Source organism: Bacteroidota bacterium (assembly GCA_016721765.1).
Classification (GTDB): domain Bacteria; phylum Bacteroidota; class Bacteroidia; order UBA4408; family UBA4408; genus UBA4408.
Genome location: JADKHO010000001.1, coordinates 464,974 through 491,091 on the forward strand (window position 1 = coordinate 464,974; position 26,118 = coordinate 491,091).

Annotated in this window: 22 protein-coding genes and 1 pseudogene; 14 read left to right on the forward strand and 9 right to left on the reverse strand. The window is 38.3% G+C overall.

Annotated elements, in window-relative coordinates; translation table 11 throughout:
• Window positions 1–4: 4 nt before the first annotated feature.
• Complete coding sequence (locus tag IPP32_01880) at window positions 5–1,093, reverse strand: NTP transferase domain-containing protein (protein MBL0046836.1); 1,089 nt, start codon at window positions 1,091–1,093, stop codon at window positions 5–7.
• 63 nt (window positions 1,094–1,156) lie between these two features.
• On the reverse strand, window positions 1,157–2,398 hold the full coding sequence (locus IPP32_01885; GenBank protein ID MBL0046837.1) for a pyridoxal phosphate-dependent aminotransferase: 1,242 nt from the start codon (window positions 2,396–2,398) through the stop codon (window positions 1,157–1,159).
• Window positions 2,399–2,707: 309 nt separating this feature from the next.
• On the opposite strand from IPP32_01885, the gene IPP32_01890 reads away from it, so the two are divergent.
• The 10 genes from IPP32_01890 (at window position 2,708) to IPP32_01935 (ending at window position 11,156) form a co-directional block, all read left to right on the forward strand.
• Window positions 2,708–3,052: a hypothetical protein gene (locus IPP32_01890; GenBank protein MBL0046838.1), complete on the forward strand. Its 345-nt coding sequence runs from the start codon at window positions 2,708–2,710 to the stop codon at window positions 3,050–3,052.
• A gap of 21 nt (window positions 3,053–3,073) precedes the next feature.
• Window positions 3,074–3,628 (forward strand): YceI family protein, encoded by a 555-nt coding sequence (locus tag IPP32_01895; protein ID MBL0046839.1) that lies wholly within the window; start codon window positions 3,074–3,076, stop codon window positions 3,626–3,628.
• 81 nt (window positions 3,629–3,709) lie between these two features.
• Window positions 3,710–4,846, forward strand: a complete 1,137-nt coding sequence (locus tag IPP32_01900; protein MBL0046840.1) for a DUF4271 domain-containing protein — start codon at window positions 3,710–3,712, stop codon at window positions 4,844–4,846.
• Between the two features lie 50 nt (window positions 4,847–4,896).
• On the forward strand, window positions 4,897–5,646 hold the full coding sequence (locus IPP32_01905) for a uroporphyrinogen-III synthase (protein ID MBL0046841.1): 750 nt from the start codon (window positions 4,897–4,899) through the stop codon (window positions 5,644–5,646).
• 190 nt (window positions 5,647–5,836) lie between these two features.
• Window positions 5,837–6,292 carry a 50S ribosomal protein L13 gene (gene rplM / locus IPP32_01910; GenBank protein MBL0046842.1) on the forward strand — a complete coding sequence of 152 codons (456 nt, stop codon included), beginning with the start codon at window positions 5,837–5,839 and terminating at the stop codon, window positions 6,290–6,292.
• Between the two features lie 4 nt (window positions 6,293–6,296).
• Window positions 6,297–6,683 (forward strand): 30S ribosomal protein S9, encoded by a 387-nt coding sequence (rpsI, locus tag IPP32_01915; protein MBL0046843.1) that lies wholly within the window; start codon window positions 6,297–6,299, stop codon window positions 6,681–6,683.
• Window positions 6,684–6,718: 35 nt separating this feature from the next.
• A complete protein-coding gene (gene rpsB, locus IPP32_01920) occupies window positions 6,719–7,549 on the forward strand; it encodes a 30S ribosomal protein S2 (protein MBL0046844.1) in 831 nt (276 codons plus the stop codon).
• A 67-nt stretch (window positions 7,550–7,616) separates the two neighbouring features.
• A complete protein-coding gene (locus IPP32_01925; protein ID MBL0046845.1) occupies window positions 7,617–8,450 on the forward strand; it encodes an elongation factor Ts in 834 nt (277 codons plus the stop codon).
• A gap of 81 nt (window positions 8,451–8,531) precedes the next feature.
• On the forward strand, window positions 8,532–9,239 hold the full coding sequence (locus IPP32_01930) for a UMP kinase (GenBank protein MBL0046846.1): 708 nt from the start codon (window positions 8,532–8,534) through the stop codon (window positions 9,237–9,239).
• A 303-nt stretch (window positions 9,240–9,542) separates the two neighbouring features.
• A complete protein-coding gene (locus IPP32_01935; protein ID MBL0046847.1) occupies window positions 9,543–11,156 on the forward strand; it encodes a T9SS type A sorting domain-containing protein in 1,614 nt (537 codons plus the stop codon).
• A gap of 86 nt (window positions 11,157–11,242) precedes the next feature.
• Here the strand turns inward: IPP32_01935 and lptC are convergent, their stop codons facing one another.
• The 5 genes from lptC to IPP32_01960 form a co-directional block, all read right to left on the reverse strand.
• The gene (gene lptC, locus IPP32_01940; GenBank protein ID MBL0046848.1) at window positions 11,243–11,743 is read right to left on the reverse strand and encodes an LPS export ABC transporter periplasmic protein LptC; all 501 of its coding nucleotides are present in this window, start codon (window positions 11,741–11,743) and stop codon (window positions 11,243–11,245) included.
• Between the two features lie 61 nt (window positions 11,744–11,804).
• Window positions 11,805–13,103, reverse strand: a complete 1,299-nt coding sequence (locus IPP32_01945; GenBank protein ID MBL0046849.1) for a hypothetical protein — start codon at window positions 13,101–13,103, stop codon at window positions 11,805–11,807.
• Window positions 13,090–13,818 (reverse strand): type III pantothenate kinase, encoded by a 729-nt coding sequence (locus IPP32_01950; protein MBL0046850.1) that lies wholly within the window; start codon window positions 13,816–13,818, stop codon window positions 13,090–13,092. The genes IPP32_01945 and IPP32_01950 overlap by 14 nt, the downstream gene beginning before the upstream one ends.
• Before the next feature lie 24 nt (window positions 13,819–13,842).
• Window positions 13,843–18,528 (reverse strand): T9SS type A sorting domain-containing protein, encoded by a 4,686-nt coding sequence (locus IPP32_01955; GenBank protein MBL0046851.1) that lies wholly within the window; start codon window positions 18,526–18,528, stop codon window positions 13,843–13,845.
• A 100-nt stretch (window positions 18,529–18,628) separates the two neighbouring features.
• Window positions 18,629–21,064 (reverse strand): T9SS type A sorting domain-containing protein, encoded by a 2,436-nt coding sequence (locus IPP32_01960; GenBank protein MBL0046852.1) that lies wholly within the window; start codon window positions 21,062–21,064, stop codon window positions 18,629–18,631.
• Window positions 21,065–21,185: 121 nt separating this feature from the next.
• On the opposite strand from IPP32_01960, the pseudogene IPP32_01965 reads away from it, so the two are divergent.
• Window positions 21,186–21,607, forward strand: a pseudogene (locus IPP32_01965) (EamA family transporter).
• Between the two features lie 252 nt (window positions 21,608–21,859).
• Entirely contained in the window at window positions 21,860–22,918 is a 1,059-nt protein-coding gene (locus tag IPP32_01970) for a glycosyltransferase (protein MBL0046853.1), read from the forward strand.
• Here IPP32_01970 and IPP32_01975 read toward each other — a convergent pair.
• Together IPP32_01975 and pheS are read right to left on the reverse strand one after the other, a co-directional pair.
• A complete protein-coding gene (locus IPP32_01975; protein MBL0046854.1) occupies window positions 22,908–23,240 on the reverse strand; it encodes a tetratricopeptide repeat protein in 333 nt (110 codons plus the stop codon). The genes IPP32_01970 and IPP32_01975 overlap by 11 nt on opposite strands.
• Window positions 23,241–23,257: 17 nt before the next feature.
• Window positions 23,258–24,274 (reverse strand): phenylalanine--tRNA ligase subunit alpha, encoded by a 1,017-nt coding sequence (pheS, locus tag IPP32_01980; protein ID MBL0046855.1) that lies wholly within the window; start codon window positions 24,272–24,274, stop codon window positions 23,258–23,260.
• A 244-nt stretch (window positions 24,275–24,518) separates the two neighbouring features.
• Between pheS and IPP32_01985 the strand changes: the two genes are divergently transcribed.
• Window positions 24,519–25,325: a MotA/TolQ/ExbB proton channel family protein gene (locus IPP32_01985; GenBank protein MBL0046856.1), complete on the forward strand. Its 807-nt coding sequence runs from the start codon at window positions 24,519–24,521 to the stop codon at window positions 25,323–25,325.
• A 48-nt stretch (window positions 25,326–25,373) separates the two neighbouring features.
• Window positions 25,374–26,018 carry a biopolymer transporter ExbD gene (locus IPP32_01990; GenBank protein MBL0046857.1) on the forward strand — a complete coding sequence of 215 codons (645 nt, stop codon included), beginning with the start codon at window positions 25,374–25,376 and terminating at the stop codon, window positions 26,016–26,018.
• The last annotated feature ends 100 nt before the right edge of the window (window positions 26,019–26,118 follow it).

Sequence of the window (26,118 nt, forward strand, 5' to 3'; positions counted from 1 at the left end):
CTAACTACACAAACTTATCCCCTTTTAAACTTTTTACATCGTTCACAAATTGCCGTATTTGTTGCTCTTCCGATTTTTTACACACCAATAATACATCATCCGATTCAACCACAATGTAATCGGACAGCCCTTCTAAAACTACCAATTTGTTTTTAGGAACGTGCACAATACAGTTTTTGCTATTATAGAGCATTACATTTTTTCCCACCACCGCATTACCCTTTTCTTCCTTGTCCATGTGTTGATAAAGAGAACCCCAAGTTCCTAAATCACTCCAGCCTATGGCCGAACTGCGCACATATACATTACTTGCCTTTTCCATAATGCCATAGTCAATTGAAATATTCTTGCATTGCGGATAAGTGTTTTTAATAAACTCCACTTCTTCCGGCGTATTTAGTTTGCTAAGTCCATCGTTAAAAAGGGCATGCATTTCCGGCATATAGGTTTCAAAGGCACGAATTATACTTTTTACACTCCATATAAAAATACCGGCATTCCATAAAAAATCACCACTTTGACGAAAAAATTTAGCCATTTCTAAATCCGGCTTTTCTGTGAATGTTTTCACTTTCTTCATGCGTGGATCACTTTCCTTTGTTTCGCTTTGGCGGAATTGTATGTAGCCATAGCCGGTATCCGGGCGAGAGGGTTTAATACCCAATGTTACCAAACAATCCTCACTCGAAGCCTTTTTGAAACACGATTGAATAGCCTTTACAAAAGTGTTCTCCTTTAATATGAGGTGATCACTGGGAGCTACCACCACGTTGGCTTGGGGATTTAATTTCGAAATTTTATAGCAGGCGTAGGCTATACAAGGAGCTGTATTTCTGCGCGCCGGCTCCAGTAAAACGCGGTCTTCGGCAATGCCATTTATCTGTTGATGCACCAATTCCTTGTAAATTTCATTGGTAACAATAAATATATTTTCTTTAGGACAGAGCTTTAAAAAACGTTTATACGTTTGCTGCAGCAGCGTTTCGCCTGTACCTAAAATATCGATAAATTGCTTGGGAAAATTAGTGCGACTCATCGGCCAAAAGCGGCTTCCTATGCCACCTGCCATAATCACACAATAGTTGTTCTTCATACTCGTTTTAGTAAAATAATTGGAAGTTAGCGTATGTTACCACTAACTAGATGGTTATTGCTATTAATTTAATTTTGAGAGGGCGTTTTTTAAGTTAGATACTATTCCTGTTGTATCCTCTAACGAACAGGTTCCAACCGATATCCTGTACCAGGTGGAATCAGCCGAGGAGCCGAATGCAGAAAAGGGAACAATCCCAACCTTTGCTTCTTCAAGAATGTATTTTGTAATGTCTTGGGTACTATTCAATACTTCACCGTTATGCTTTTTCATACCTTTTAAATCCAAGTTTACCGTTAGGTATAATGCAGCCTGTGGAGCAATGGAATCAACCTTATATCCCAGTGCCTTCAGTTCAACAAAACCTTGATGTATTGCTTCTAACCGCGCGTGAATTTTTGATCGAATATCGTCTAAAAAATTATCCACCTCAGCTGACTGATTCATGTAAGCAGCACTTGCAATTTGCTCTGCACGAGGCGCCCATGCTCCCACATGCCCAAGTATGGATTTCATTTTTTCGATAATCGCTTGAGGTCCAAAACCCCACCCTACCCGAATACCGGTGGCTGCAAAAGATTTAGACAGGCCATCAATAAATACAGTATAGTCGCGCATTTCGGGTCGAAGTGAAACCGGATTGTAATGCACAGTTTCACCAAAAGTAAGTGTCCAATAAATTTGATCGTACATTAAATACAATGGTTTTTCATTGGCTCCTCTTCGGTTATTCTCAGCCAACACCAAATCACAAATCTCTTCCAAACCCTCTTTTGTAAAAGTTGTCCCGGTTGGATTCAAAGGCGAACAGAGTGCCAATAAATTTGCTTGCTGAATATGAGGCTTGAGTTCAGCAGCGGTGGGCATAAAATTATTCTCTGGCAGTGTTTCTACCAATATTTGTTTGGCTGAGGCAAGGTGTGTATAATGGTTATTATTCCAAGAGGGAACCGGAAATAAAATGGTATCTCCCGGATCAATTAAGGCACTAAAAACAGAGTATATTAAAGGACGCGCACCACCGGCAATTAATATTTCACCGGGAGAGTAGTGTAAATCACCTTTGCTTTTTAAATATTCCGAAACAACTTCACGTAAGGCCAGTATTCCATCTGCTGGGGGATAATTAGTTTCGCCCTTTTCGTAAGCTTCAATAATTGCTGTCTTTAATCCGCTTGGAATTGGAAAATAGCGTGGGTTAAAATCACCAATAGTAAGGTTGTAAATCTTTTCCCCGTTTTTAATCTTTTCATTTATTTCGCCCGCCAGCTTAATTATTTCTGAGCCAATAAGGTTCTCGGCCATTCGCGATACTTTTAATTTTTTTGCAGGGATAAGCGTTGCCATCTGATTTTTATTAGAGTGCAAATTTAATCTAAATTATTTCTTTTGATGCGGATTTATGTTGCAATGTGAATTCAAACTAATTTCACACTTTTGAGGCATCACATTAATAACTATATACACATCATCATCGCTAGCCTATAGGTGCCTTTACAGAATATTTTAAGATTCCTATTTTCCCAAAGAATCCGCTATTTTTCCTGTTAGGCACTAAATAGTTTGTAATTTAATTTATTAAAACTACTTTTAAAAAAAATAATCAAAACGTATATGAAAAAACTACTCCTTTGCGCTGTTTTGGCTTTCGGCACCATCTTTGTAAACTCTTGCAAAACACCAAAACAAACTACTACTGAAGAAGCATGTGCAACGCCTGCTCCATCTTATTCAGCCGAAATAAAAGCTATAATTGAAACTAAATGTGCAACAGAAGGTTGTCACGCAAAAGGGAAGGGTGATTTTAGAGTGTTTGAAAATTTTAAACGCAAAGTGGATACCGGTCAAGTAAGAGATAAAGTAATCGTTAAAAAAACAATGCCATTAAAAGGTACCTTAACTCAAAGCGAATATCAAGCTATTAACTGTTGGCTAAAAGACGGTGGAAAAGAAAATTAATTTAAACAAATAATAATCTATATGAAAAAAGTAATCCTGCTCGTAACCAGCTTGTTAATTTCGGCAAGTAGTTTCTCACAAATTTATGTCGCCAAAGATAAATCGGCACAAATCAAATTCTTTAGTGCTACACCTGTTGAAAACATTGATGCTACCAACGATGCAATAACTTCTATCTTAAATGCTTCAAATGACTCTGTAGTGGTTAAAGTTCCCATTAATGCATTTATTTTTCCAAAATCCTTGATGCAAGAGCATTTTAATGAAAACTATATGGAAAGTGCAAAATTCCCTCAAGCTAAATTCCGTGGAAAAATTAATGAGAAAATCGACTATACCAAAGCCGGTGAAAATAAAGTAACCTGTACCGGAGACCTTACCATTCATGGTGTTACAAAACCAACAACTATTTCCGGTACTATAAAAGTGGTTGACGGAAAATTAGTGCTGGATTCCAAGTTTTCGGTGAAGTTAAAAGATTTCAATATCGAGGTTCCGAAACTCGTTTTCCAAAATATTGCTGAAGATATTCAAGTTACGATGACCTCTACGTATTCACCTTACGTAAAAAAATAAGAACACTTGTTCACAAGTTGAATGTGAACAATTTTTATCTCGTTAAAGCGCTTTTGTATTTACTTTTGCAAGAAAATTGCGGTGAACAAAGGCGCTTTTTCATTTCTTCCCAATCCACTCGATTCGAATCGAAATAAGAGTATTATTTCTTATGATATTTCGGAATCGGAAGCAAGCAAATCCAAAACATTGGATAGTTTACTCGCACCCAAAAAAGTTGTAAAGTTTGAGTTAACGGCTCCCATCGGCCCTGAGCCCATTAAGGATTTTGTACCCACCACCACAAAAAAAACTAAAGAAAAGCAAAAAGCAAAAGTCGAGCAAAAAACAACGGCTATTGAAAAGAAGCTGCCCGAAAAAACCCCTGAACCTAAAACTGAATTAATTACAATTGCTCCAAGTCCGGTTATAGATTCGCTTCCCAATGACACAAGTTCAGCGGTGGTGAATGTTCCCCAAAAAACGATTTTACATCCACTTCCTCCCAAATCAAACAAAAGCTATTCTAAAAGTTTATTTGAGAGCCATCTTTTACATCCAAAGGAAATACTTCCCAAAATAAAAAAACAAGAACATGAAGATTGGACTACCGGTGTTTTATTGCTTGTTGTTGGGATAGCTTGTATTTTAAATGTTTCTTATCGCAGTCGATTAAGACAATTGTTCAACGCTTTTGCCAGCAATCGCTTTGTTGCGCAAATCGTGCGCGAGGAGAATGTAATGTTTCAGCGCATCAGTATTTTTCTCTCCCTAGTATTCTTGCTTATTACCTCGCTTTTTATTTTTCAATTGGGTCGGTTTTTCACCTTGCCTTTTTCCTCCAACAATAGTTTTATTAACTACTCGGTTATTTTAATTTCTCTTTTTGCTTTTTACTTTATAAAAATAAGCACCTTTAATTTTTTAGGCTTTTTATTGCGTATCGATAAGGAGATGAAAGAATATGTGTTTACACTTTTTTTGTACAATCATTTTATTGGTGTTGGACTCATTCCATTGGTAATTATTTTAGCATTTATACCCGGTACCGCACACAAAGGAGTTTTTATTACCGGGGCTATTTTCTTTGTGTTTGCCTTTCTGCTGCGCGCTTTTCGGAGCTATGGAAATGTTTCGGCCGGGTCGCGCTTTTCTATTTTCTATTTATTTTTATATCTTTGCACCCTCGAAATTTTACCCTTAGTGGTGATAACGAAGTTGATAATTAACATTGTATAGTTCGCGGGTAGTAATTTATAATGCTAAAACAATTGAAGGAGCCGAACAGTTTGAAAGTAAAAAGTATTCTTGTTTCTCAACCCAAACCGGAATCCGAAAAATCCCCCTATTTTGATCTTGCTAAAAAGTGCAATGTAAAAATTGACTTTCGACCTTTTATTCATGTAGAAGGAATTCCGGCTGCAGAGTTTCGAAAGGACCGTATCAATATAGCCGAACATACTGCAGTTATTTTAACAAGTAAAAATGCAGTAGATCATTTTTTCAGAATGTGTCAGGAAATGCGTGTTTCAATTCCGGATACCTTAAAATACTTTTGCATTTCAGAATCGACTGCATATTATTTACAGAAATATGTAATTTACCGTAAACGAAAAATCTTTCACGGCAAGCAAACTTTCTTGGACTTAATAGATGTTATTAAAAAGCATAAAGAAGAAAAATTTTTACTGCCTTGCTCCGATAAACACAAAGAAGAGGTTCCGGATGTTTTGGATCAATTAAATATCAATTATACAAAAGCCATCATTTACAAAACCGTTTGTAGCGATTTGAGCGATTTAGCGGATGTAAATTACGATGTTTTGGTTTTCTTTAGCCCTTCCGGGATAAAATCCTTGTTTCAAAACTTCCCAAAATTCAAACAAAATAAAACCCGGATTGCTGCCTTTGGCCCCACTACTGCAAAAGCGGTAAAAGAAGCCGGATTGAAGCTTGATATTCATGCACCCATGCCAGCCGCACCTTCTATGACCATGGCACTGGAGCAATATATTGTGAAAGCCAATAAAGGAAAATAAACAAATCCGATTTTCCAAATTCCTCAAAATCAGCGCTTTTATACTTTAAGTAAGCTCCTCACTTTCAATTCTTCACAGTTTTTTGTTGATAAAGTTTGTTGGAAATAAAAAAAGGTGTAACTTCGCAGCCCCAAATGAAAAAATATGTCTTTTTGTATGGGAATCAAAACATTAAAATAAACTAAATAAGGTGGATACACAAAGTTATAAAACAGTTTCGGCAAACCGCGCCACTGTTAACAAGCAATGGGTTCTTATTGATGCTGAAAACGAAGTATTAGGTCGTTTGGCTTCAAATGCAGCTAAAATCATTCGTGGTAAAAACAAAACAGAATTTACGCCGCATGTGGATTGTGGGGATAACGTTATCGTTATCAATGCAGAGAAAATTAAGTTAACCGGGAACAAAATGACCGAAAAAGAATACGTACGTCACACCGGGTACCCTGGAGGACAACGTTTTGCTACTCCAAAAGAGTTATTGGTGCGTAAACCGGAAGCAGTTGTGAAAATGGCTGTGAGAGGGATGTTGCCAAAAACAAAATTGGGTAACGCTATTGCAAAAAACCTGTTTGTTTACGCAGGAAGCGAGCATCCGCATGCAGCTCAACAACCAAAAGAAATTAAATTAAATTCTATAAAATAAGTCAATGGAAGTAACAAATACATTAGGCCGTAGAAAGTCAGCTGTAGCCCGCGTTTACATGACAAAAGGCAAAGGCAACATTACTGTAAACGATAAAGATTACAAAGTATATTTTCCAACAGCTACTTTGCAATATGTGGTAAATCAAGCTTTCGCATTAACTAACAATGTGGGTGAATACGATATTACTGCAAACATTGACGGAGGTGGAGTTTCAGGACAAGCTGAAGCATTACGTTTAGGCATTTCTCGCGCATTGTGCGAAGTAAATCCCGAAAACCGTGCTACTCTTAAGCCGCTTGGTTTAATGACCCGCGACCCAAGAATGGTAGAGCGTAAGAAACCGGGACAAAAGAAAGCAAGAAAACGTTTCCAATTCAGCAAACGTTAATCGTATATACAACAAAATAATAGAACTATATTTCAATGGCAAGAACAACTCACGAGGCATTATTAGAAGCAGGCTGTCACTTTGGACACCTTAAGCGCAAGTGGAATCCAAGCATGGCTCCGTATATTTTTATGGAGAAAAACGGAATTCACATCATCGACCTTAACAAAACTATGGTTAAGTTGGATGCTGCGTCTGAAGCCTTAAAACAAATTGCAAAATCAGGCAAAAAAATATTATTTGTTGCTACTAAAAAGCAAGCAAAAGACGTAGTGGCAAGCGGTGTTAAAAACCTGAATATGCCTTATGTTACAGAGCGCTGGCCGGGTGGAATGTTAACTAACTTTGCAACTATCCGTAAAGCGGTTAAGAAAATGTCTTCTATCGACAAAATGGCTACTGACGGTACTTTTGATAATATTTCGAAAAAAGAAAAATTACAAATTACCCGTGAGCGTGCTAAATTGGAAAAAAACTTAGGAAGTATCGCCGACCTTACCCGTTTGCCTGCTGCTTTGTTTATTGTAGATATTTTTAAAGAACACATCGCAGTTGCCGAAGCTAAAAGATTAAACATCCCAACTTTCGGAATTGTAGATACTAACTCTGATCCAAACTTAGTAGATTACGCTATTCCTGCTAATGACGATGCTACAAAATCAATTCAATTAATTATTGACATTGTTGCTAAAGCAATCGAAGAAGGACTTTCTGAACGCAAAGTGGATAAAGATAAGGACGATGACGATGCAAAAGAAGAAGGAGAAATGGTAGCTGAAGGTGCTGAATCACCGCGTGCAAGACGTACAAGAGGCGAAGATGGCGACGATAAAAGAACCGGAAAACGTCCACGTGCTAAAGCTTAATTATCAGATAAAAAGAATTAACTCATTTGTATTGCGTAAAATCAATACTTAAAATCATAAAATTAACATGTCAACATTAACGATTACTGCTGCCGATGTAAACAAGCTGAGAACGCAAACCGGAGCAGGCATGATGGACTGCAAAAAAGCACTGATGGAAGCTGAAGGTGATTTTGAAAAAGCAGTTGATTATTTAAGAAAAAAAGGACAAAAAGTTGCTGCTAACCGTGGCGACCGTGATGCCAAAGAAGGATGTGTATTGGCTAAAGTAACTGCTGATGGCAAAAGAGGAGTGGTTGTAACGTTGAGTTGCGAAACCGATTTCGTTGCGATCAATGAAGACTTTGTTGGATTTACTACTTCCCTATTGGATTTAGCTATCGAGAAAAACCCTGCAAACGTTGAAGCGTTTCATGCTTTAAGCATTGGAAACCTAAGCGTAGCTGAAAAAATTACTGAATACGTAGGTAAAATCGGCGAAAAAATTGAATTATCACGATACGAAGTAGTTAACGCTGAGAAAGTAGTAGCTTACATTCACCCGGGAAACAAATTGGCTACGATTGTTGGTTTTAACAAAAACATTGCTGATGAGCAAGTAGGAAAAGATGTTGCAATGCAAATTGCTGCCATGGCTCCTGTTGCTGTTGACAAAGGAGATGTTGACCCAAGCCTGTTAGAGCGCGAAATTGAAATTGCAAAAGAGCAATTACGCAACGAAGGCAAGCCGGAAGATAAAATTGAAATGATTTCGAAAGGAAAGATTGAGAAATTCTATAAAGAATCAACCTTGTTAAATCAAGAGTTTGTAAAGGACAACAAGAAAACGGTTGCCCAATACCTCAACGATGCCGAAAAAGGATTAACCGTTACCGCCTTTAAACGCGTTTCGTTAAGCTAATCGTTCACTTATTTAAATCCCGACTTTAAAGTCGGGATTTTTTTTGCACTTACCTATCGTTACACACATAAAATTGGGCACATGAAATATAAAAGAGTACTTCTAAAGTTGAGTGGTGAGGCGCTAATGGGCGAAAAGCAATTTGGGATTGACCCTGAGCGACTCGGACAATATGCCAATGATATTAAATCCATTGTCGACAAAGGAATTGAAGTAGCGATTGTTATAGGTGGCGGAAATATATTTCGCGGCATACAGGCTGAGAAAGGTGGAATGGACCGTGTGCAGGGCGATTATATGGGGATGTTGGCCACTGTGATTAACAGCATGGCATTACAAAGTGCATTAGAACGCTTGCATGTAAATACCCGCTTGCTATCAGCCATTAAAATGGAACAAATTTGCGAGCCTTTTATCCGCCGCCGAGCGGTACGCCACTTGGAAAAAGGACGTGTTGTAATTTTTGGAGCCGGTACCGGAAACCCTTATTTTACTACCGATACAGCTGCATCCTTAAGAGCCATAGAAATTGAAGCCAATGTTATTTTAAAAGGCACCCGTGTGGATGGCATTTATACTGCCGATCCTGAAAAAGATAAAAGCGCTACAAAATACGAAACGATCTCCTTTGATGAAGTATACGAAAAAGGCTTAAATGTGATGGATATGACCGCCTTTACCCTCTGTAATGAGAACAAACTACCCATCATTGTTTTTGACATGAATAAAGAAGGGAATTTAGCCAAATTGATTTCGGGTGATAAGATTGGGACTTTGGTGGAGTTTTAATTGCAATTTAAGTATAAATTTAAGCCCTGGACGAAATGTTCAGGGCTTTTTTGTTTTGCAAACAATTGATGATAAATTTAATCATGGGGAGGTCACATGCTGGAAGTGCACGCCAGTAATTGGGCTAGTCAGTAATTGCAACTTTTCACATTTTAATTATCAAAATCATATGAAAATGAATTTTAGATTTACGCTTTACAGGCAACAACAAAAACTCGAAGAACTCTTTTTGTATGTGCTGCAATTGCAGAAGGAGATTGAGGTTTTGAAGTCTTATAAGAAATAGTTTTAGATTTATTTGAAATGATACTGAAATTATTGGCTATTGTTTTGCTTTCGCTTTTTACTTTGGGGTTGAAAGGACAATCACTTTTTACAGTTAAATATAAAATGCGATTAAATAGTCAAGTATGGGGAGTTGCTGATTCAAAAGTTGATAGCAGTTATATTTTTTTAGGGGGTTCAGCATTCAGAGATTCATTAAATACAGATAAGGCATGCACAATAATTTTAAAGACCGATTACACTGGTTCTTATAAATTCATGAAATATTTTCAATTCTCTACCACATACCCGAATTCCACAGCTTCCATTATTACTGCAGATGCAAAAGGAAAGGAATTTATAATAGCAGGCCGGATTTCAGGCATCGATACTATTACCTTACAAAATCAGAATATTCCTTTTATTGCTAAGTTAAGCGATAGTTTATCACTTAATACCGTAAAGAAGTTGACCCTATCTAATTCTGACAATATTTCAAGTATTGTAAATACACCTGATGGGGGATTTGTGCTTGTTGGAAGTACAAATTTTTCTAGTAACTCAAGTGTAATTGATAGCAGTAAAATGTTTGTAATAAAATTAGATTCTTTGTTAAATCAGCAATGGAGCAAATTATTTGGTGATACGTCTAGTTCTGAAGGTTGGGGTGTATTTTCGCTTCCTGATTCAGGTCTAATTCTCTCAGGGCTTACTTACCAGTTTAATACTGATCCGAATAACTTTCCAGCTCGAAGTAACTGTTTCATTTTACGTTTAGATAAGTTTGGAAATAAAATATGGTGTAAGCGTTCACTGGGTAATTTGGAAAACATGTATAGAGGCAATGCCTCTTTTGCACTTACTATTGATTCTTGCATTGCAATATGCTACACCGGTTTGGGTACAGGAGTTGCTAATAGTCAAACCAGTTTTGCAAAAATTGATTTTAATGGAAACCTTATATGGCATAGATTTCAAAGCACGGCATGCAATTATATTACAGCATTAAAAGATTCAGGATTTATGAAATTGTCGGATCAAAGTTCTTACATTGATAAATTTGGGAATATTCAATCCAGGAAGTATCAAAATTTTCCATTCCAATATAATTATAATTCTATTATACATACAAGTGATAACGGTTATGTAATTGCCGGTACTGAGATATTACCTTCGCAAAATATTCGCAATATTTTAATTGTAAAGAAGGACAGCACTTCCTTTACTTCTTGTTATAACAATACGGCAACATCTAATATTTTCTCAATAATTTCTCCTGTTACTTTTACCGATTGGAATATACCTATTAGCGCTACAAATGCGAATGAGGTAATTTTGCAATTTATAAGCAATGACACTATCCCGATTATGCAACTCATTTGTAGTAATACTGTAGAATTTGCAACAGATGCTGCAGATTTTGTTTTAAAAATTTATCCAAATCCAACTAAGGGTATTTTTAATGTGCAGCTACAAAACATAAAAGAAGCCTTCAGCTTTGAAGTAAGCGATGTGTATGGCCGCAAGGTGCTTAGCAGTAAAAGTAATTCAACAGATAACAAAATCGATTTAAGCGATCAGCCGCAAGGCATTTATATTGTGAGTGCGAACTTGGATGGGAAGCAGTGGGTGGAGAAAATTATTAAGGAATAGTGTTGTTATTATGTATGAAGTCACGCGCTGCAAGCGCGCGCCAGTCTATTGAATCACGCGCTGAAAGCGCGCCTGCATGATGCAAATTACTGCTTCACATTTATGGTCCCTTTAATTTTTTTGAATTTGTATTTGCTGAAATCCTGGTTGGATTCGAGGCCTTCGCCCATGATGATTTCGGTTTTGGTGGTGATTTTTACGAACACATCGGAGTAAATTTGTTCCTTTTTTTCGTCCCAAAACAGGTGTTCGGTATTTAGCTTCTCCCCTTTATTATTTATAACAATTACATTGTTTTTAGCCTCCATCATGTTGCTTTTTTCGTAGCGGATGGCATAGTTGGCCTTTAGGTTAGATTCAAGCTTATTTTGATCGTTGTAAAAAAACACATTCACCCCTTTAGGGAATTCCACATAAGCATTTTCGCCATCGTAATGATCGAGTTGGGCCGCGTTCAGTTTCATTTTAATCCGGGCTGAATCACTGTAAACGATGAGTACATTTTTACCTGATTCTGAGGGGATTTTCTTTTTGGAGGTGATTAAATTTACCTGCTCAATATCGTTTTCACAGGCTGTAAAAGTCAACGATATTGCTATATAGGCAAGAACAATGCGGCTATTTTTCGAAACGAAAAACATTATGGTATCAATCAAATTTGCGTTTAATAAACCACTTGTCGCTAAAGGTAAGACCTACGCTCAAGCCGTAAAATTTTTCTTTCACAAGGTTATCGGTAGTTGTACCGCGCACGCCATATTGGAAAGCCACATTTAAAGTAGAGAGACTTTTAATGATGGGAAATCCGGCACCAAAATTTACGGATTGTTGAGTGAGTAAGGTATTTCGAATTTTAAGATAAGTTGTTGAATAACTTACCCCTGCGCGGTATTGCACGTGTTTCCAAAATCCCCTCCCACTGCTGGGGTTGGGAATGTATTGCACGCCTAACGAAATAGAATTGCTGTTGTTTAAACTGTCTTTCACACCAAAAGAGCTAAACTTACTCCAATCCTGAGTTTTAAAATCGGCACCAATCATTAATTTATCCGACTTATTTGCAAGTATGCCAAAGCCAATACGGGTAGGCATTTGAATGTTTCCTTTCACGTTTTGAAAACGATACACGGTATCAATAGCGTTTTCGAAATCATTTATTACCCTATAGGTTAGACCTAAGCCGGAATGTTCCGCATCTAATTTTGTAGCGTTAGAGAGGGTTATTCCACCAATGAGCGACCACTTCTTTTTTAAGTTTGCACGGTATTGTATGCCGTAATCCAAATCAAAATCTCCAACTTTATAATAATCAAAGTCCATTATGTTATTTAATTGGGTATTGGCATCGGTAAAAATGACTCTGCGCTCATAAGTCATGTTTCCAAAAATGTAGGAGGCATTTATTCCCAATGAAAATCCTTTTAACCAGCTGCTGTCCGATTTATTAATAAAAGGAGAAATGCCGGTTCCCAAAAATACTTTATTCAGGCCACCTGAGCCGTTGTACAAGTACTGCACTTCTTCGCCGTTAGGAGCAGTCGAAAAATTGCTGAATTTGTATCCTATGCTACTAAAAGGCAATAGTCCAAAACTAAGTCCCCAACCCTTTTTTAAGGGGATGCCAAATGCAAGTGAAGCAAGGTTTCCGTTCTTTACTTTTTGGGTGGAGGCAGCAGTGCTTTGCTCGGTAATGGATAAATTTACACTGGTTTGAAAGGTGGAGAGCTCAAGACTGGAGTAAGATGCAGGGTTTGAATAATTAATCCAAGTGGAAGAACGAAAACCCTGAGAAACGCCACCCATTGCCTGACTTTGTGCAATGCTGTTATCCAAAATATCGCCCAAACCATAGCGCGAATAAGGTGATTTAGTTATGGATTGTGCATCCGCTTTTGTAAGCAGGAACGAAAAAAAAGCGAATACTAAAACGCGATTATTTATTGACATTATATTCCAGAATATGATTTAAGCCTTCGAGCACCAAATGAGGGCGCGCAAAGGTGCTGTTTTTTAACCGTTTTACAAAAAAATCGGTATCGCCTCCGCTCACAACAACTGTTAAGTCGGAAAATTGTTGTTGATACAATCTAATAACTCCATCCACTTCTGCACAAGCTGAAACCAAAGCACCCGAAAGCAGCGAACTATGCGTATCCGTACCAATTAAGGTGTTAAATTCTGCATCCATCTCCACCAAGGGCAAACCATCCGTAAACTGATGCATGGCTTTTAAGCGCATCCTTAATCCGGGTGAAATGGCTCCTCCCAAAAAAGAAGAAGTGTTGTCTACAAAATTATATTTCAAGCAGGTACCGGTATCAACATTTAACACATTTTTGCCCGGAAAATAATGTGCAGCAGCCACCGCAGCAGCCAGCCTATCGCTTCCTAAAGTGCCGGGAGTAGCATAACGATTTTGAATTGGAATGGCAGTAGCATCCGAAAAAATTAGTGGTGCTGAATGAAACTTAATGGATTGAACGCTTTCCAAATGAGCATTCACCACTGATGAAATAATACAGGGCTGGGCGACATGCGCATCAAAATTAAAATTGCTTCGAAAATTATCGAAAGAATCGAACACCTCCAAACGCATTAAAGCAGCCTTATCGAAGGAGGCTGCTTTAATACGGGTGTTACCAATGTCGAGAACTAGATTCACCGAAGAAATTTCTTTCCTGCAAATCTACTTAATTACCAGCTTTTTAGTAATACTATTTTTATCGGTGGTTAATTGAATAAAATAAATTCCTTTTGGATAGGTTGTAAGATCGAGCTGTGTATTAAATTGGTTAGCATTGAGTGCTGAGTTTTGTTTCAGAATTTCTTTGCCTTCCATACTTGAAATCATTAGGCTAATTGATTTTGAATCCAAATTATAATAGCTAATGCTGATTTTTCCATTGCTTGGGTTAGGATAAATTGTAAGGTCCTTTTCTCTCTCCAACTCATTTCCGGTAGAAATAGCAGTTGCCAAGGTAATGTAGTAATCTTCGGTCTCACCGCTACCAAAGGCTGCACAAGCTTCATTAGCAAGGTTGCTGCTACCGGCAATTCGTGATCTGATGCGCATACCGGTTACTCCAACCTTAGCAGAGTCGTCAATTACGAAAGGAACTTTTGTAGCAAGTCCTGAGACAGTAGCATGACTCACTTCTTTCCATTCTTCTGGATCAAAGGTACCGCTTTGGTCATAATCAATCCAAACAGAGATACTGCACTCACCAATGGTTTTCACATATAAATCATAGTAATTTCCAATGCCTAAAGTGGTAGTGGTGTTCCCTGTACCGGGATATTTTGAGTAAGCAAAGCCTGCATTAGCTGCACAACCCGAATTTGCATTATTGAAAGTTGTTTGCCCAAAAGCTACAGAATCGATATAGTTTTCGAGGGTGCAATTTCCATTGATTTCGTTGTTGCAATAATCGCACAAAGCCACTGATTTGTTTAAAACATGCACTGCTGTTGAGGTAACTGTAGTGCCGCCATTACATGTTACATTACAATGATAATAAGTATCAAAATTTTGGCTTGTTAAATACACTTGAGTAGTTGCGCCTGCAATTGATGTCCAGGTTTGATTATCGAATGATTTCTGCCATTGAAAAGTATATCCGGTGTCTGTGCTCAAGCTATCGATAGATAATGAAAAAATGTCGGAGGCACATACTTCCATGGTTCCGGATTTAGCAAAGCCGGCGCTAAATGGCAAACTACAAGAGTTAGGAGTTAGTAAATTCACTAAATAATCTTCGGTTTCGCCATATAAATAGGTTCCGCAAGGATCGGCCGATGTAGTGCCATTTCGCAACACCAAACGCATTTTAGTAAGACCTGATAATGCTGTCGAAGGTATTAAAATGGTATCACGTATAGGATTAGGGCCACCTATTGTTTGGGCGTTCAAAATAATTTCACCACTAGGATCAAAAATTCCATCGTGATCAAAATCGATGTAAATGCCTAAATTACACGTGGCAAAGGTTCCAAAATTAATTTGAGAAACGGCAAGCGGATAGCTCAAGGTCTTAACCAAATTCACCGGTGGTAGATAACCAAAATCGGTGTATGAATTTATCGAAGTTGGGTTATTTGTAACCGGAAGCGCTATACCATTATTTAATAAGCCAAATGAAACGTTTCCTATATCGTAATTATTAACTGCACTGGTTGGACCTGAGGTGCAATAACAATCAACAAATGAATTAAGCGCTACAAATAATGCGGTAGAAGTAGATGTAACACCTGAGCAAATAAGTTGGCAACGATAATAGGTACTGCTGGTTTGAGACATTTGATAATACAAAGTATTTGCACCTGCAATGGGTGACCAGTTAATGTTATCGGGCGATGCTTGCCATTGGTAGGTGATGCCTGATGAAATGGAATAACCTGCAAGGCTCAAGGTAAAGTTCACATTAGGACAAACAGTTGAATCGCTTGCTGCGGCTGTTCCTGCTGCTGTTGGTGCAATGCAGGGTGGAGCCTGTGCAAGGTTCACGATATAATCCTCAGTTTCACCCCAAGTGTAGGTTCCGCAAGGGCTCGGCATAACAGTACCCTCTCTTAAAACAACCCGCATTCCGGTATTTCCCAAAGTTGCTGAAGCTGGAATAACAACTAGCCCGGAAACAATGTTGCCGAGTTGGCCTGCAAAAGTGGTTCCATCAAAAACAAGTTCAGTGGCCGGATCGTAGCTTCCGTCTTGATTGTAATCGATAAAAACAGCGATGGTACATACATAAAATCCATTCAAATCAATTTGAGTAACTGAAATGGGATATGGAAAACCAAGGAAGAAGGTTTGAGGTGGCAAGCTTGTAAAATCCGTATAGGTATTTACAGAGGTAGCATTGGTTGTAGCCGGCGTTCCGATACCGTTATTTAAAGGTCCAAAAGTTACATTACCTATATCATCATCTGCAGTACTTGTTGCTGCTGAAGTGCAATAACAACTTGCGAAGGTATTAGTTGTAACATAAATACTTGTGGAAGTATCGGCAGCAGCACTGCAAGATACAATGCAACGGTAATAGGTGCTGTTGGGTTGAGTGCTTGAATAGGATGGTTGAGTTGCTCCACTAATCGGCGCAAACGTAATGTTATTTGCCGAACTCTCCCATTGGTAAGTTAAGCCACTCGCAAGAGTTACACCATTTAAACTTAGGGCAACCGGAACACTAGGGCATACCGAAGAAGCATTAGCAACAGCAGTTCCTGCATTTGGAGTACCTGCACAATTCACATTTGGAATAATAGTGAGTATATAATCTTCAGTTTCTCCGCTTCCAAAACTCAAGCATGCATCAGGTGCTCCATTGGGTGTTGCTGAACGGCTTCTGATGCGCATACCTGTTTGCCCAATAATAGAGCTAAAGGGCACTGAGATCGAGATAGTATTAGGTATATTGGGAGCAGAAGTGGAGGGAATACAAACCTGACTCCATTCAGAAACATCATAGGTTCCTGATCCATCAAAATCAATCCATACAGAAACATAAGCTGCCACTGGCAAAGTTACACTAAGATTATAGGATAAGCCTTGAATTAAGGATGCTGTGGTGTTACCTGATGGAGGAAAAACAGTTAATGTATTAGCTGTGGTTCCGGTGCAAATACTTCCAAGATTATTTAACGTGGTACCGGCAATTACCACATCATTAATGGTGTAAGAGGCACATCCGCCGCCGCCTAAGCCGGTTACACAATAGCATAAACTTGGTGGATTTTGAGACACTTTTATACCTGCAGAAGCTGCAGACTGTGCATTACAAGTAACAACACAATGATAAAACAACGTGCCGGTTATGGTAGTAGCATATAGTGTATTGGTTGCTCCACTAATGGGTGTCCAAGTTACACTGTCGGTTGAAGATTCCCATTGATAGGTTTGTCCAGAACCAATTGAATTTCCTATTAAGGAAATTAGGGTTGCTACTCCTGAGCACCCGGAGGTAAAGGATGCCGCAGCAGCGCCGGCAGTAGGAGGGGCTGTACATACAGCACCTTGCAAAATATCCACCAAATAATCCTCAGTTTCTCCAGTGCCGTATGTTCCACAAGGACTTTGCGTTGCAGATCCTGCCGCTCTTAATACAATACGCATACGGGTGAGGCCTGTAAGCGCTGTGTATGGGATATTAAGGGCCGAGCTAATTATATTACCATTAACTGCCGAAGTGGATGCACCCAATGTAAACGTTTCAACCACCGGGTCAAACAGACCGTCATGGTTAAAATCGATGTGTGCGGTTGCATAATTTACACTAAAAGCAGCGCTGTTAATTTGCGTTATGCTTATCGGATAGGTACCACCTTGCGTTAAAGCAGTAGCAGGTAAATTTGAGAAATCGGAATAGGTATTTACCGAAGCGGCATTATTCGTGGCTGTTCCGGCTGTTCCATTATTTAATGCTGCAATGGTAATATTTCCAATATCGCTGCCGGTTGCACCTGTAGGATTAGAAGAACAATAGCAATCGACAAAAGTATTCGTGGTGATTAATAAGCTGGTTGAAGTATCTGCAACACCGGTGCAGGTTGAAATGCATCGATAATAGGTGTTACTTGTTTGAGTGGTGCTTAAATTGATATTTGCTGCACCAACTATATCTGTCCAAACGGTATTATTTGGAGAGGATTGCCATTGATACGTTAGTCCTGAAGCGAGTGTATTTCCATTTAAGCTCAATGAAAAGTTTGTATTTGGGCATACACTTGAATCAGTTGCTGCAGTTGTACCTGCATTAGGCGGCGCTGTGCAAGGTGTGGCTGGAATAAATGAAATACTCCCAAGCCATCCTCTTGGAGTATTGGTAGGGGTAGTTGGAGGAGCGCCTCCGCCGTATCCTATGTTGTCGCCGGTTACAATGTTACAACCACCGGCCGATATGGTAACTGTTGGAAGATTCGGAGCAACAATTGTATGATAACGCTGCACTCCAGCCGTTCCGTTGTAAGCCGAGACTGCGAATCCGTAATTTGCTCCGGCAGGTACTAAAAAACTTAAGCCCGTAAAAAAGGATTGTGTAACCGTAGTTGTTGTATTGGCTACCCCTGCAATAGTTCCTGTTGCAACGAGTGTCCAACCATTTGCTACCGAAATATTTCCCGGAGAACCATTCAAGGGAGTTGTTTTATACCAAAAATCAACAGAAACATTCGCTGTTGTACCCACTATTCCTTCAATGTCGGTAATTATTACATCGCTTGAATTTGTATTTTCAAAATTAAAAGTTACGGTTCCTGACCCGTTATTATTTAAAAAAGTAGATGTTGTAGAAATCGTAATTTGTGCTTGACTTACTGTGCTTGTTACTAAAAGCAATAAGGCAAGAAAGGAAATAGTTTGGATGACTGATTTTTTCATTTTGGATACAGCATTTTATGTTAAAGTCGTAAAGATAAACATTTCTAAAAAGCAAAAAGTCCCTAAAATTAGGGACTTTTTGCTTTTTATGTAGTAGTATTTATTCTACAATAAGCTTTTGCGTGCTGTTAGAAGAATCAGAAATCAATTGAACAAAATAAATTCCTTTTGCAAGATTCTTAAGATCAAGTTGTTTGCTGTATTTTCCACTCACATTGCTAATGGTTTCAGAATACACCAATTCGCCTCGAGTATTCAATACTTTTAAAAGATTTTTTTCGGAAGAATTACTGTTAAAGGATAGAATAAAAAACTCATGTGCAGGGTTGGGGGCAATAGTGAACGATTGATTTTGAATTGACTTTTTAATTCCATTTCCGATATCAATTGTAACAATATAATCTTCTGCTTCTCCGGAACCGAAATTCGTGCAAGCAGATGTGGAATCGTTCGTATTATTTACGGCTCTGCTTCTTATTCTAAGACCTGTTTGCCCGCCGGGAATGCCCCATGGAATGGAAACTTGCACTGTATTAGCAACTCCGGCAACCGAAGTGGTGCAAACTCTTGTCCATTCGTTTGTTCCAAAAATCCCATCTTGGTCATAATCAATCCAAAGTGAAATAATATTATTAGCTAAAGTAGTAATATTGAATGTGTATGTATCTCCTCTTGTTAAAATGGCTGTAGTGCTTCCTGATGCAGGATAAGGTGTTAAGGTATTTGCTGTAGTACCAAAACAAGTATCAGCTGATAAACTGTTTAGGGAAGTACTCACAATTTCCACAGCTGTAATTCGGTCTGTAGCTGAACATCCTGCGCCACCTAAACCAGTGGAACAATAGCACAACGTAGGTGGATTCAAAGAAACCTGAATACTGGAGGAAGTGGCAGATTGAGCACTACAAGTTACTATGCATTGATAATATGCGGTTGAACTTATTAGAATTATTAAAGAGCTATTTATTGCTCCGCTAATGTTCGACCAAGTTGCATTATCAGTTGACATTTGCCATTGATAAGTTTGTCCGGAGCCAACAGAGTTGCCATTTAAGGAAATTGTAGTTGCTAGTCCAAAACAGCCGGAAGTAAAAGTAGCAACGGCAGCTCCGGCAGTTGGAGGCGCTGTGCAAACAGTTCCTGCCAATACATTAACCAAATAATCTTCTGTTTCACCGGCAGCATAAGTTCCGCATGCGCTTTGAGTTGCTGAACCACCTGTTCTCAACACAACACGCATTCTTGTTGTTCCTGTAAGGGCGGTAAATGGAACAGTAATAGTTCCTGCTGCTATGTTTCCATTTGCAGTAGAGGTTTGTGCGATGGAATACGTTTCGTCAATTAAGTCAAACGTTCCATTGTGATTGTAATCGATATATACCGTAACATAGGATGTTGTAATTGCAGCACCACTGTTTATCTGTGTAACAGATATAGGGTAACTTATTCCTTGCATTAAATCGGTTGCGGGAAGTGATGTAAAATCAGTATATAAATTAACTGAAGCAGGATTGCTCACTGCGGGTGTTCCAACACCATTATTGAGGGTTGCTATAGATACATTATCAATATCTGCACCTGCAGCTCCAGTAGCAGCAGAAGCGCAATAGCAATCCACGAAAGTATTGGTAGTAACCAATAAGCTGGTTGAGGTTGAACTTTGTCCGGAACAGGTAACAATACAGTGATAATATGTATCCGTAGTTTGAGAACTGAGATAAGATGACTGTGTTGCGCCTACTATTGGAGACCAATTGACATTATTTGCCGAACTTTCCCATTGAAAGGATAAGCCACTTGCAAGTGTTGCACCCACCAAACTCAAATTGAAGTTTGTGCCAGGGCAAACAGAAGTATCTGTTGCTGCAACCGAACCGGCTGTTGGGGTGCCGGTGCAAGCAATTGCAGGAACAAAAGTAATTCTTCCTGTAAACGCTCTTGGGTTATTTGTTGGGCTCGGGAAAGCTCCACCGTAACCAACCGTTGCTCCAATTGAAAAATCGTACACATTTAAATTCACACCACCAGCAGATAAAGTAGTAGGTGTTGGCGCAGGTGTTGGTCCGCTATAACGAATTCCAGCTGTGGATTGCAAAGCAAAACGATACGAAGTTGCAGCCGGGATTGTAAAGGACATCCCTGTAAAGGTTGGATAATATCCATTTGCTGCTACCGTAATCGGACTTATTGGCCCTGTAATGAGCGTCCAATCCGGCGAAGCTATAGTTGGAGCACCTCCCAAAGAGGTAGAACTATACCATAAAGAGGGGGTTGTGCCAGTATTTGCTGTTTGCCAATAGTTATCAATTTGAGTAATCTGAATTGCAAAGCTATTTGTATTTTCAATAACAAAAGTTATTGCCGAATTTCCTGCAACACCATTACCTCCTGTAAAATTTGTTCCGTTTTCTGTGGTAATGGTTGTTTGGGCATTCAAATTTGAATAGGTGAATAATGCGATAACAGCAAAAAGCACCACTCTTGTTAAATGATTTACTGCAGCAATCGATGTTCTTGACATGTAGGTTTTTTTCATCTTGTCTTTTGGATTAATAAATATATGGAGCGAATTTAATTTAAGTTTTCAAAGTTTGCAATTTTTCATTTCCAATCTGTAGTGATTATTCTACCTTAACCTTATCAAATTCAAAAAAACAATGCCACTCTGGGTTCTATATGCTTTAGCCTCAATGGTATTTGCAGGGCTCACTTCCGTAATTGCAAAATTTGGATTAAAAAATGTGCCGAACGATTTAGCACCGGCCATACGCACCTCTGCTGTTTTCGTTTTTATTTGGATGAATGCCTTTGCTTTGCGCTACACAACTCAACTTTCAAATTTCACCAAACGCGATTTAATATACTTATGTATTTAAGGATTAACCACAACACTTTCGTGGATTTTCTGTTGTCGTGCCATTAAAATAGGCCCTGTATCGGTAATTGCAAGCATAGCTAAAACAAGTCTTGTTATTACAATTTTTTAGCCCTTTTTTTTCTATATGAACCGCTCACTCCGAAAATTCTGTTGGGAGCAAGCTTAATCACAGGCGGGACATTGGTTTTGGTATTTCAATAAAAACACATTCATTGGTATTCCTCTTTTTCCCTAAAATCAATTTTACTGATTGCGCTTCGTCAATATTCCTACAGCATTCTAATTTATTGGATATTCTGGTGTTTAATTAATTTTACAACACTTTATGAAATCAGAAATTATCTTTGCGCACTTGAATTCTGAATTTAGCAACCTTAGAGAAAAGGACTTTGATTATAATTTCAAACTAATTGCTCCCGAAACTTTAAATCCATTAAATTCCTTTAAAGAAGTATGCAAAAGCGAATTTTAGTTTGTCCATTAAATTGGGGATTAGGGCATGCAAGCCGCTGTATTCCTATTATTCGAAAACTTATCGAAGAGGGACATACTGTTGTTATTGCAGCTGATAAAAAACCGCTAAAGCTCTTGCAACTTGAATTTCCGAATCTTGAGTTTATCGTTTTTGAGGGTTACGAAATGCACTACTCAAAACACTTTTTATGGGTGAAGCTAGTAGCATCCATTCCCAGCATGATAAAAGGCATTTTAAAAGAACATTTAACGCTTCGCAATATCATCAAGCAACACCACATCGATGTGGTTATTTCGGATAATCGATATGGTTGTTGGAACAAGGAAGTTTACAGTGTTTTTATTAGCCATCAGTTATTTATCCAAACTCCAATATTAAAATCGCTGGTAGCAAAAATTAATTTTTGGTTTTTGTCGCGCTATAATCAAGTGTGGGTGCCGGATTTAGCAGGTTCCTTGAATTTATCTGGAGCCTTGTCTCACGGTGAAAAGACACCCAATAACATCGTGTATATTGGTCCTTTGTCACGATTTGCATCCGCACAAAAACTAAAAACCAATGTAATCAAATATGACCTATGTATCCTTTTATCCGGACCTGAACCACAGCGCAGTATTTTAGAAAATAGAGTGATAGCGGAATTGAAAGGACTCAAACTAAAAACTGTTTTTGTGAGAGGGCTAACAGATTCAAACAAAACACTCGAAAGCAGTGAGCTATCTGCTTCTTTTAATCATTTATCCAGTGAGAAATTAAGTGAATTAATAAGCTGTTCAAAAACAGTTCTATGCCGCTCGGGTTATAGCTCTATAATGGATTTAGCGGCACTCGGCAAAAAAGCAATTTTTGTGCCTACGCCAGGTCAAACCGAGCAAGTTTATTTGGCTGAATATTTTAGTGCAAAAGGCATTAGCTATTTCCAATTGCAACCTAATTTTAATTTAGCAGAAGCCTTAAATGAAATTCAAAATTACAAGGGCTTTGAAAACTATTTGAATACTTCCCATTACAAATTACCACAACAACTTATTCGATAAGCTCTTCATTTAATTGTTGAATGGCCTGGTTTAATTCAGAAAGTGCCTTAGTGCTTTTTTGAACTTTAGCAATAACACAACCTCGTTCATACCATAATAAAGCCTCTTTCAAATCGCCTGCTTCTTCGAGCAGTTGACCAATTTGCAGATAGGCCCCCAAATAATTTTCATCCCGATTTAGGAGTTGAAGAATGAGTTGAATTGCTTCTTGAAGTTTGCCTTGCTTGTGGTATTCGAGAGCCAAGGCATAATTTAAAAATGAATCATACGGTTCCTTCTCGAGCATTTTCAATAGGGAAACCACTCTTTCAGAAGTATTCATTTTTTACAATAAAGAATTTAAATAACCGACTTAAATTGATTCAGAAAACGCACATCATTTTCAAAAAACAAACGCAAATCATTAATTTTATACTTCAACATGGTGATGCGTTCGATGCCCATACCGAAAGCGAAACCAGTATATTTTTTACTGTCGATGTTGCAATTTTCAAGCACATTCGGATCCACCATTCCGCAGCCTAGTATCTCCACCCAGCCGGCTCCTTTGCAAATGTTACAACCTTTGCCTTCGCAGAATGGGCAGGAGATATCCATTTCGGCACTCGGTTCTGTGAAAGGAAAATAAGAGGGGCGCAAACGGATTTTAGTTTTATCACCAAACATTTCTTTGGCAAAATAAAGGAGCGTTTGTTTTAGATCTGCAAAAGATACATTTTCATCAATATACAATCCCTCCACTTGATGAAACTGGCAATGTGCACGCGCAGAAATTGCTTCATTTCGGTATACTCTTCCCGGCGAGATGGTTCGAATGGGCGGTTTTGAATTTTCCATAACCCTCACTTGCACGGATGAAGTATGCGTGCGTAATGCAATTTGCTGATCGATAAAAAAAGTATCCTGCATGTCTCTTGCCGGGTGTTCCTCAGGAAAATTTAACGCGGAGAAATTATGCCAATCGTCTTCAATTTCAGGGCCTTCACTTACCACAAATCCGATTCGGGAAAACACTGAAATTATTTCATTCCGCACTAAGCTTAATGGATGCCTAGAGCCCAACAAAGGTGCATCAGCCGGGCGAGTAGCATCTACTTGATTTGCGGGCTCAACTACTTTCGCCTCAAGAATATCTTTGAATTCAGCAATTTTTTCTTGAGCTTTATTTTTAAGTTGATTGAGCACTTGCCCCATTTCGCGTTTCACTTCAGGGCTCACCATTTTAAACTCCTCAAAAAGCTCGGTTATAGCGCCCTTTTTTCCTAACATGCTCACTCTAAATCCTTCTAGATTTTCCTCACTTTGAGCAATAAATTTTTCAACTTCAATCGATAAAGCAGCTATCCTTTCTTTCATTAGTATTGTGGCATTAGGTGGTCAAAAGTAAAAAATTATTGTGCAATTGGGCTAAAGCAAAATTTTGTGAACGGAGAAAAATAAGCGGAACATTTGATTTGGCTCAATTGTTAAAAAATCATTAACAACAATAACAGCTGTTAAACCGCGTTTTGTGATTTGAGAAAATAATTACTAAACTTGCGCCTCACTTATAAAAATCGAAATTTTAAAACCAATTTAATAACCAATAAACAAGACAAAAATGAGCAGTACAAAATCAACACAAGAGAGTAGTTTCAAAGCGCTATTCGCAGCTATAGTTATACCTACGGCTTTAGTGGTATCATGGATTATATACAAATTTATTTTGGGAGCCCCCGGAAATTTTGATGCAGAAGGTCATCCAGTAACAGGCAATTACCTTGGTGTAATCTATATGGGAGGTCCAATTGTACCAATTTTGATTACTGTTAACTTATTAGTTCTTACCTTTTCAATTGAGCGTTTTATTACTATCTCAAAAGCAAAAGGCAGCGCACGAGTGGAGCCTTTTATCCGCAATGTAAAAAACTTGATGGGCACTGATAAAATTGATGCTGCAATGGCAGAGTGTGATAAACAAAAAGGTTCAATTGCTGCGGTAATTAAAGCTGGTTTAGGTAAATACAAGTATGTGGAGAATGACAACACAATGGATAAAGAAGGTAAAATCGCAGCCATTCAAAAAGAATTGGAAGAAGCTACTTCATTAGAATTGCCGATGCTTTCGAAGAATTTGGTTATTATTTCAACTTGTGCATCTATTGCCACTTTAATTGGTCTTATTGGAACAGTATTGGGTATGATTCGTGCTTTTGCCGCGCTTGCTCAGGCCGGTGCACCGGATGCAACAGCACTTGCAACAGGTATTTCCGAAGCACTTATTAATACGGCTTTAGGTATTATTGGTTCTACAATAGCGATTATTATGTATAACTATTTCACCAACAAAATTGACACCTTAACTTATGGTATTGATGAGGCAGGATTCAGCATTGTGCAAACATTTAATGAAAAACACAAAGCATAATTTTTTTTGAAATTATTGAATTCGTAAACCTCTTTAAATAAATAAGAAATGCCTAAAATTAAAGTTCCCCGCAGCAGTCCTTCGCTGGATATGACGCCGATGGTGGATTTGGCTTTCCTCCTCGTAACCTTCTTTATGTTGACCACGCAGTTTCGTGCAACTGAGCCTGCAGTAGTGGATACTCCTTCTTCCATTTCGGAAAAAATATTACCAGAAAATGTAATGTTGATTTCGGTGGATCATGATGGCAAAATTTTTTATGCTATTAGTGGACAGGAGACCAAAATAAAGACCTTATTGGATATGGGTAAGCAATATAAAATAGATTTTACACCGGAAGAACAAAAACGCTTTTCCCTCATGACAAGTTTTGGAGTTCCTATTAAGCAATTGAAACAATATATTGCTTTATCTGAAACAGAAAAAGGTAAATTCAAATCAATGGGAATACCTGCAGACACAACAGCTAGTAATGAGTTGAGCGATTGGATTCAAGCAGGATGGAGAAATGGTGCATTGGCAGAACGTGCCTTAAAAGATGCCGGTCAAAAACATGAACCTTTGCGATTTGCCATTAAAGCTGACGCAAAATCTAACTACATCACAGTAAAACAAGTATTCGATATTTTCAAGAAAAAGGAAATTTATCGGTTTAATTTGATTACTGATTTGGAGTCGAAAGACAAAGAGTAAAAAAAAATTTTTCCACTTATGGAATTTTCGCAAAGCGTGCATCCCTAAAAATGGAACACAAGAAATACATTTAACTAATTAGTTTAAACAACGAAATTAA

Bases quoted from the DNA above. Each gene is read 5' to 3' on its own strand.
- rpsI (MBL0046843.1), top strand. From the start codon at position 6,297: ATGGAAGTAACAAATACATTAGGCCGTAGAAAGTCAGCTGTAGCCCGC.
- IPP32_01985 (MBL0046856.1), top strand. From the start codon at position 24,519: ATGAGCAGTACAAAATCAACACAAGAGAGTAGTTTCAAAGCGCTATTC.
- IPP32_01955 (MBL0046851.1), bottom strand. From the start codon at position 18,528: ATGAAAAAATCAGTCATCCAAACTATTTCCTTTCTTGCCTTATTGCTT.
- IPP32_01935 (MBL0046847.1), top strand. From the start codon at position 9,543: ATGATACTGAAATTATTGGCTATTGTTTTGCTTTCGCTTTTTACTTTG.
- IPP32_01990 (MBL0046857.1), top strand. From the start codon at position 25,374: ATGCCTAAAATTAAAGTTCCCCGCAGCAGTCCTTCGCTGGATATGACG.
- rpsB (MBL0046844.1), top strand. From the start codon at position 6,719: ATGGCAAGAACAACTCACGAGGCATTATTAGAAGCAGGCTGTCACTTT.
- IPP32_01930 (MBL0046846.1), top strand. From the start codon at position 8,532: ATGAAATATAAAAGAGTACTTCTAAAGTTGAGTGGTGAGGCGCTAATG.
- IPP32_01890 (MBL0046838.1), top strand. From the start codon at position 2,708: ATGAAAAAACTACTCCTTTGCGCTGTTTTGGCTTTCGGCACCATCTTT.
- IPP32_01885 (MBL0046837.1), bottom strand. From the start codon at position 2,398: ATGGCCGAGAACCTTATTGGCTCAGAAATAATTAAGCTGGCGGGCGAA.
- IPP32_01960 (MBL0046852.1), bottom strand. From the start codon at position 21,064: ATGAAAAAAACCTACATGTCAAGAACATCGATTGCTGCAGTAAATCAT.
- IPP32_01895 (MBL0046839.1), top strand. From the start codon at position 3,074: ATGAAAAAAGTAATCCTGCTCGTAACCAGCTTGTTAATTTCGGCAAGT.
- IPP32_01975 (MBL0046854.1), bottom strand. From the start codon at position 23,240: ATGAATACTTCTGAAAGAGTGGTTTCCCTATTGAAAATGCTCGAGAAG.
- IPP32_01880 (MBL0046836.1), bottom strand. From the start codon at position 1,093: ATGAAGAACAACTATTGTGTGATTATGGCAGGTGGCATAGGAAGCCGC.
- pheS (MBL0046855.1), bottom strand. From the start codon at position 24,274: ATGAAAGAAAGGATAGCTGCTTTATCGATTGAAGTTGAAAAATTTATT.
- IPP32_01970 (MBL0046853.1), top strand. From the start codon at position 21,860: ATGCAAAAGCGAATTTTAGTTTGTCCATTAAATTGGGGATTAGGGCAT.
- IPP32_01945 (MBL0046849.1), bottom strand. From the start codon at position 13,103: ATGTCAATAAATAATCGCGTTTTAGTATTCGCTTTTTTTTCGTTCCTG.
- IPP32_01925 (MBL0046845.1), top strand. From the start codon at position 7,617: ATGTCAACATTAACGATTACTGCTGCCGATGTAAACAAGCTGAGAACG.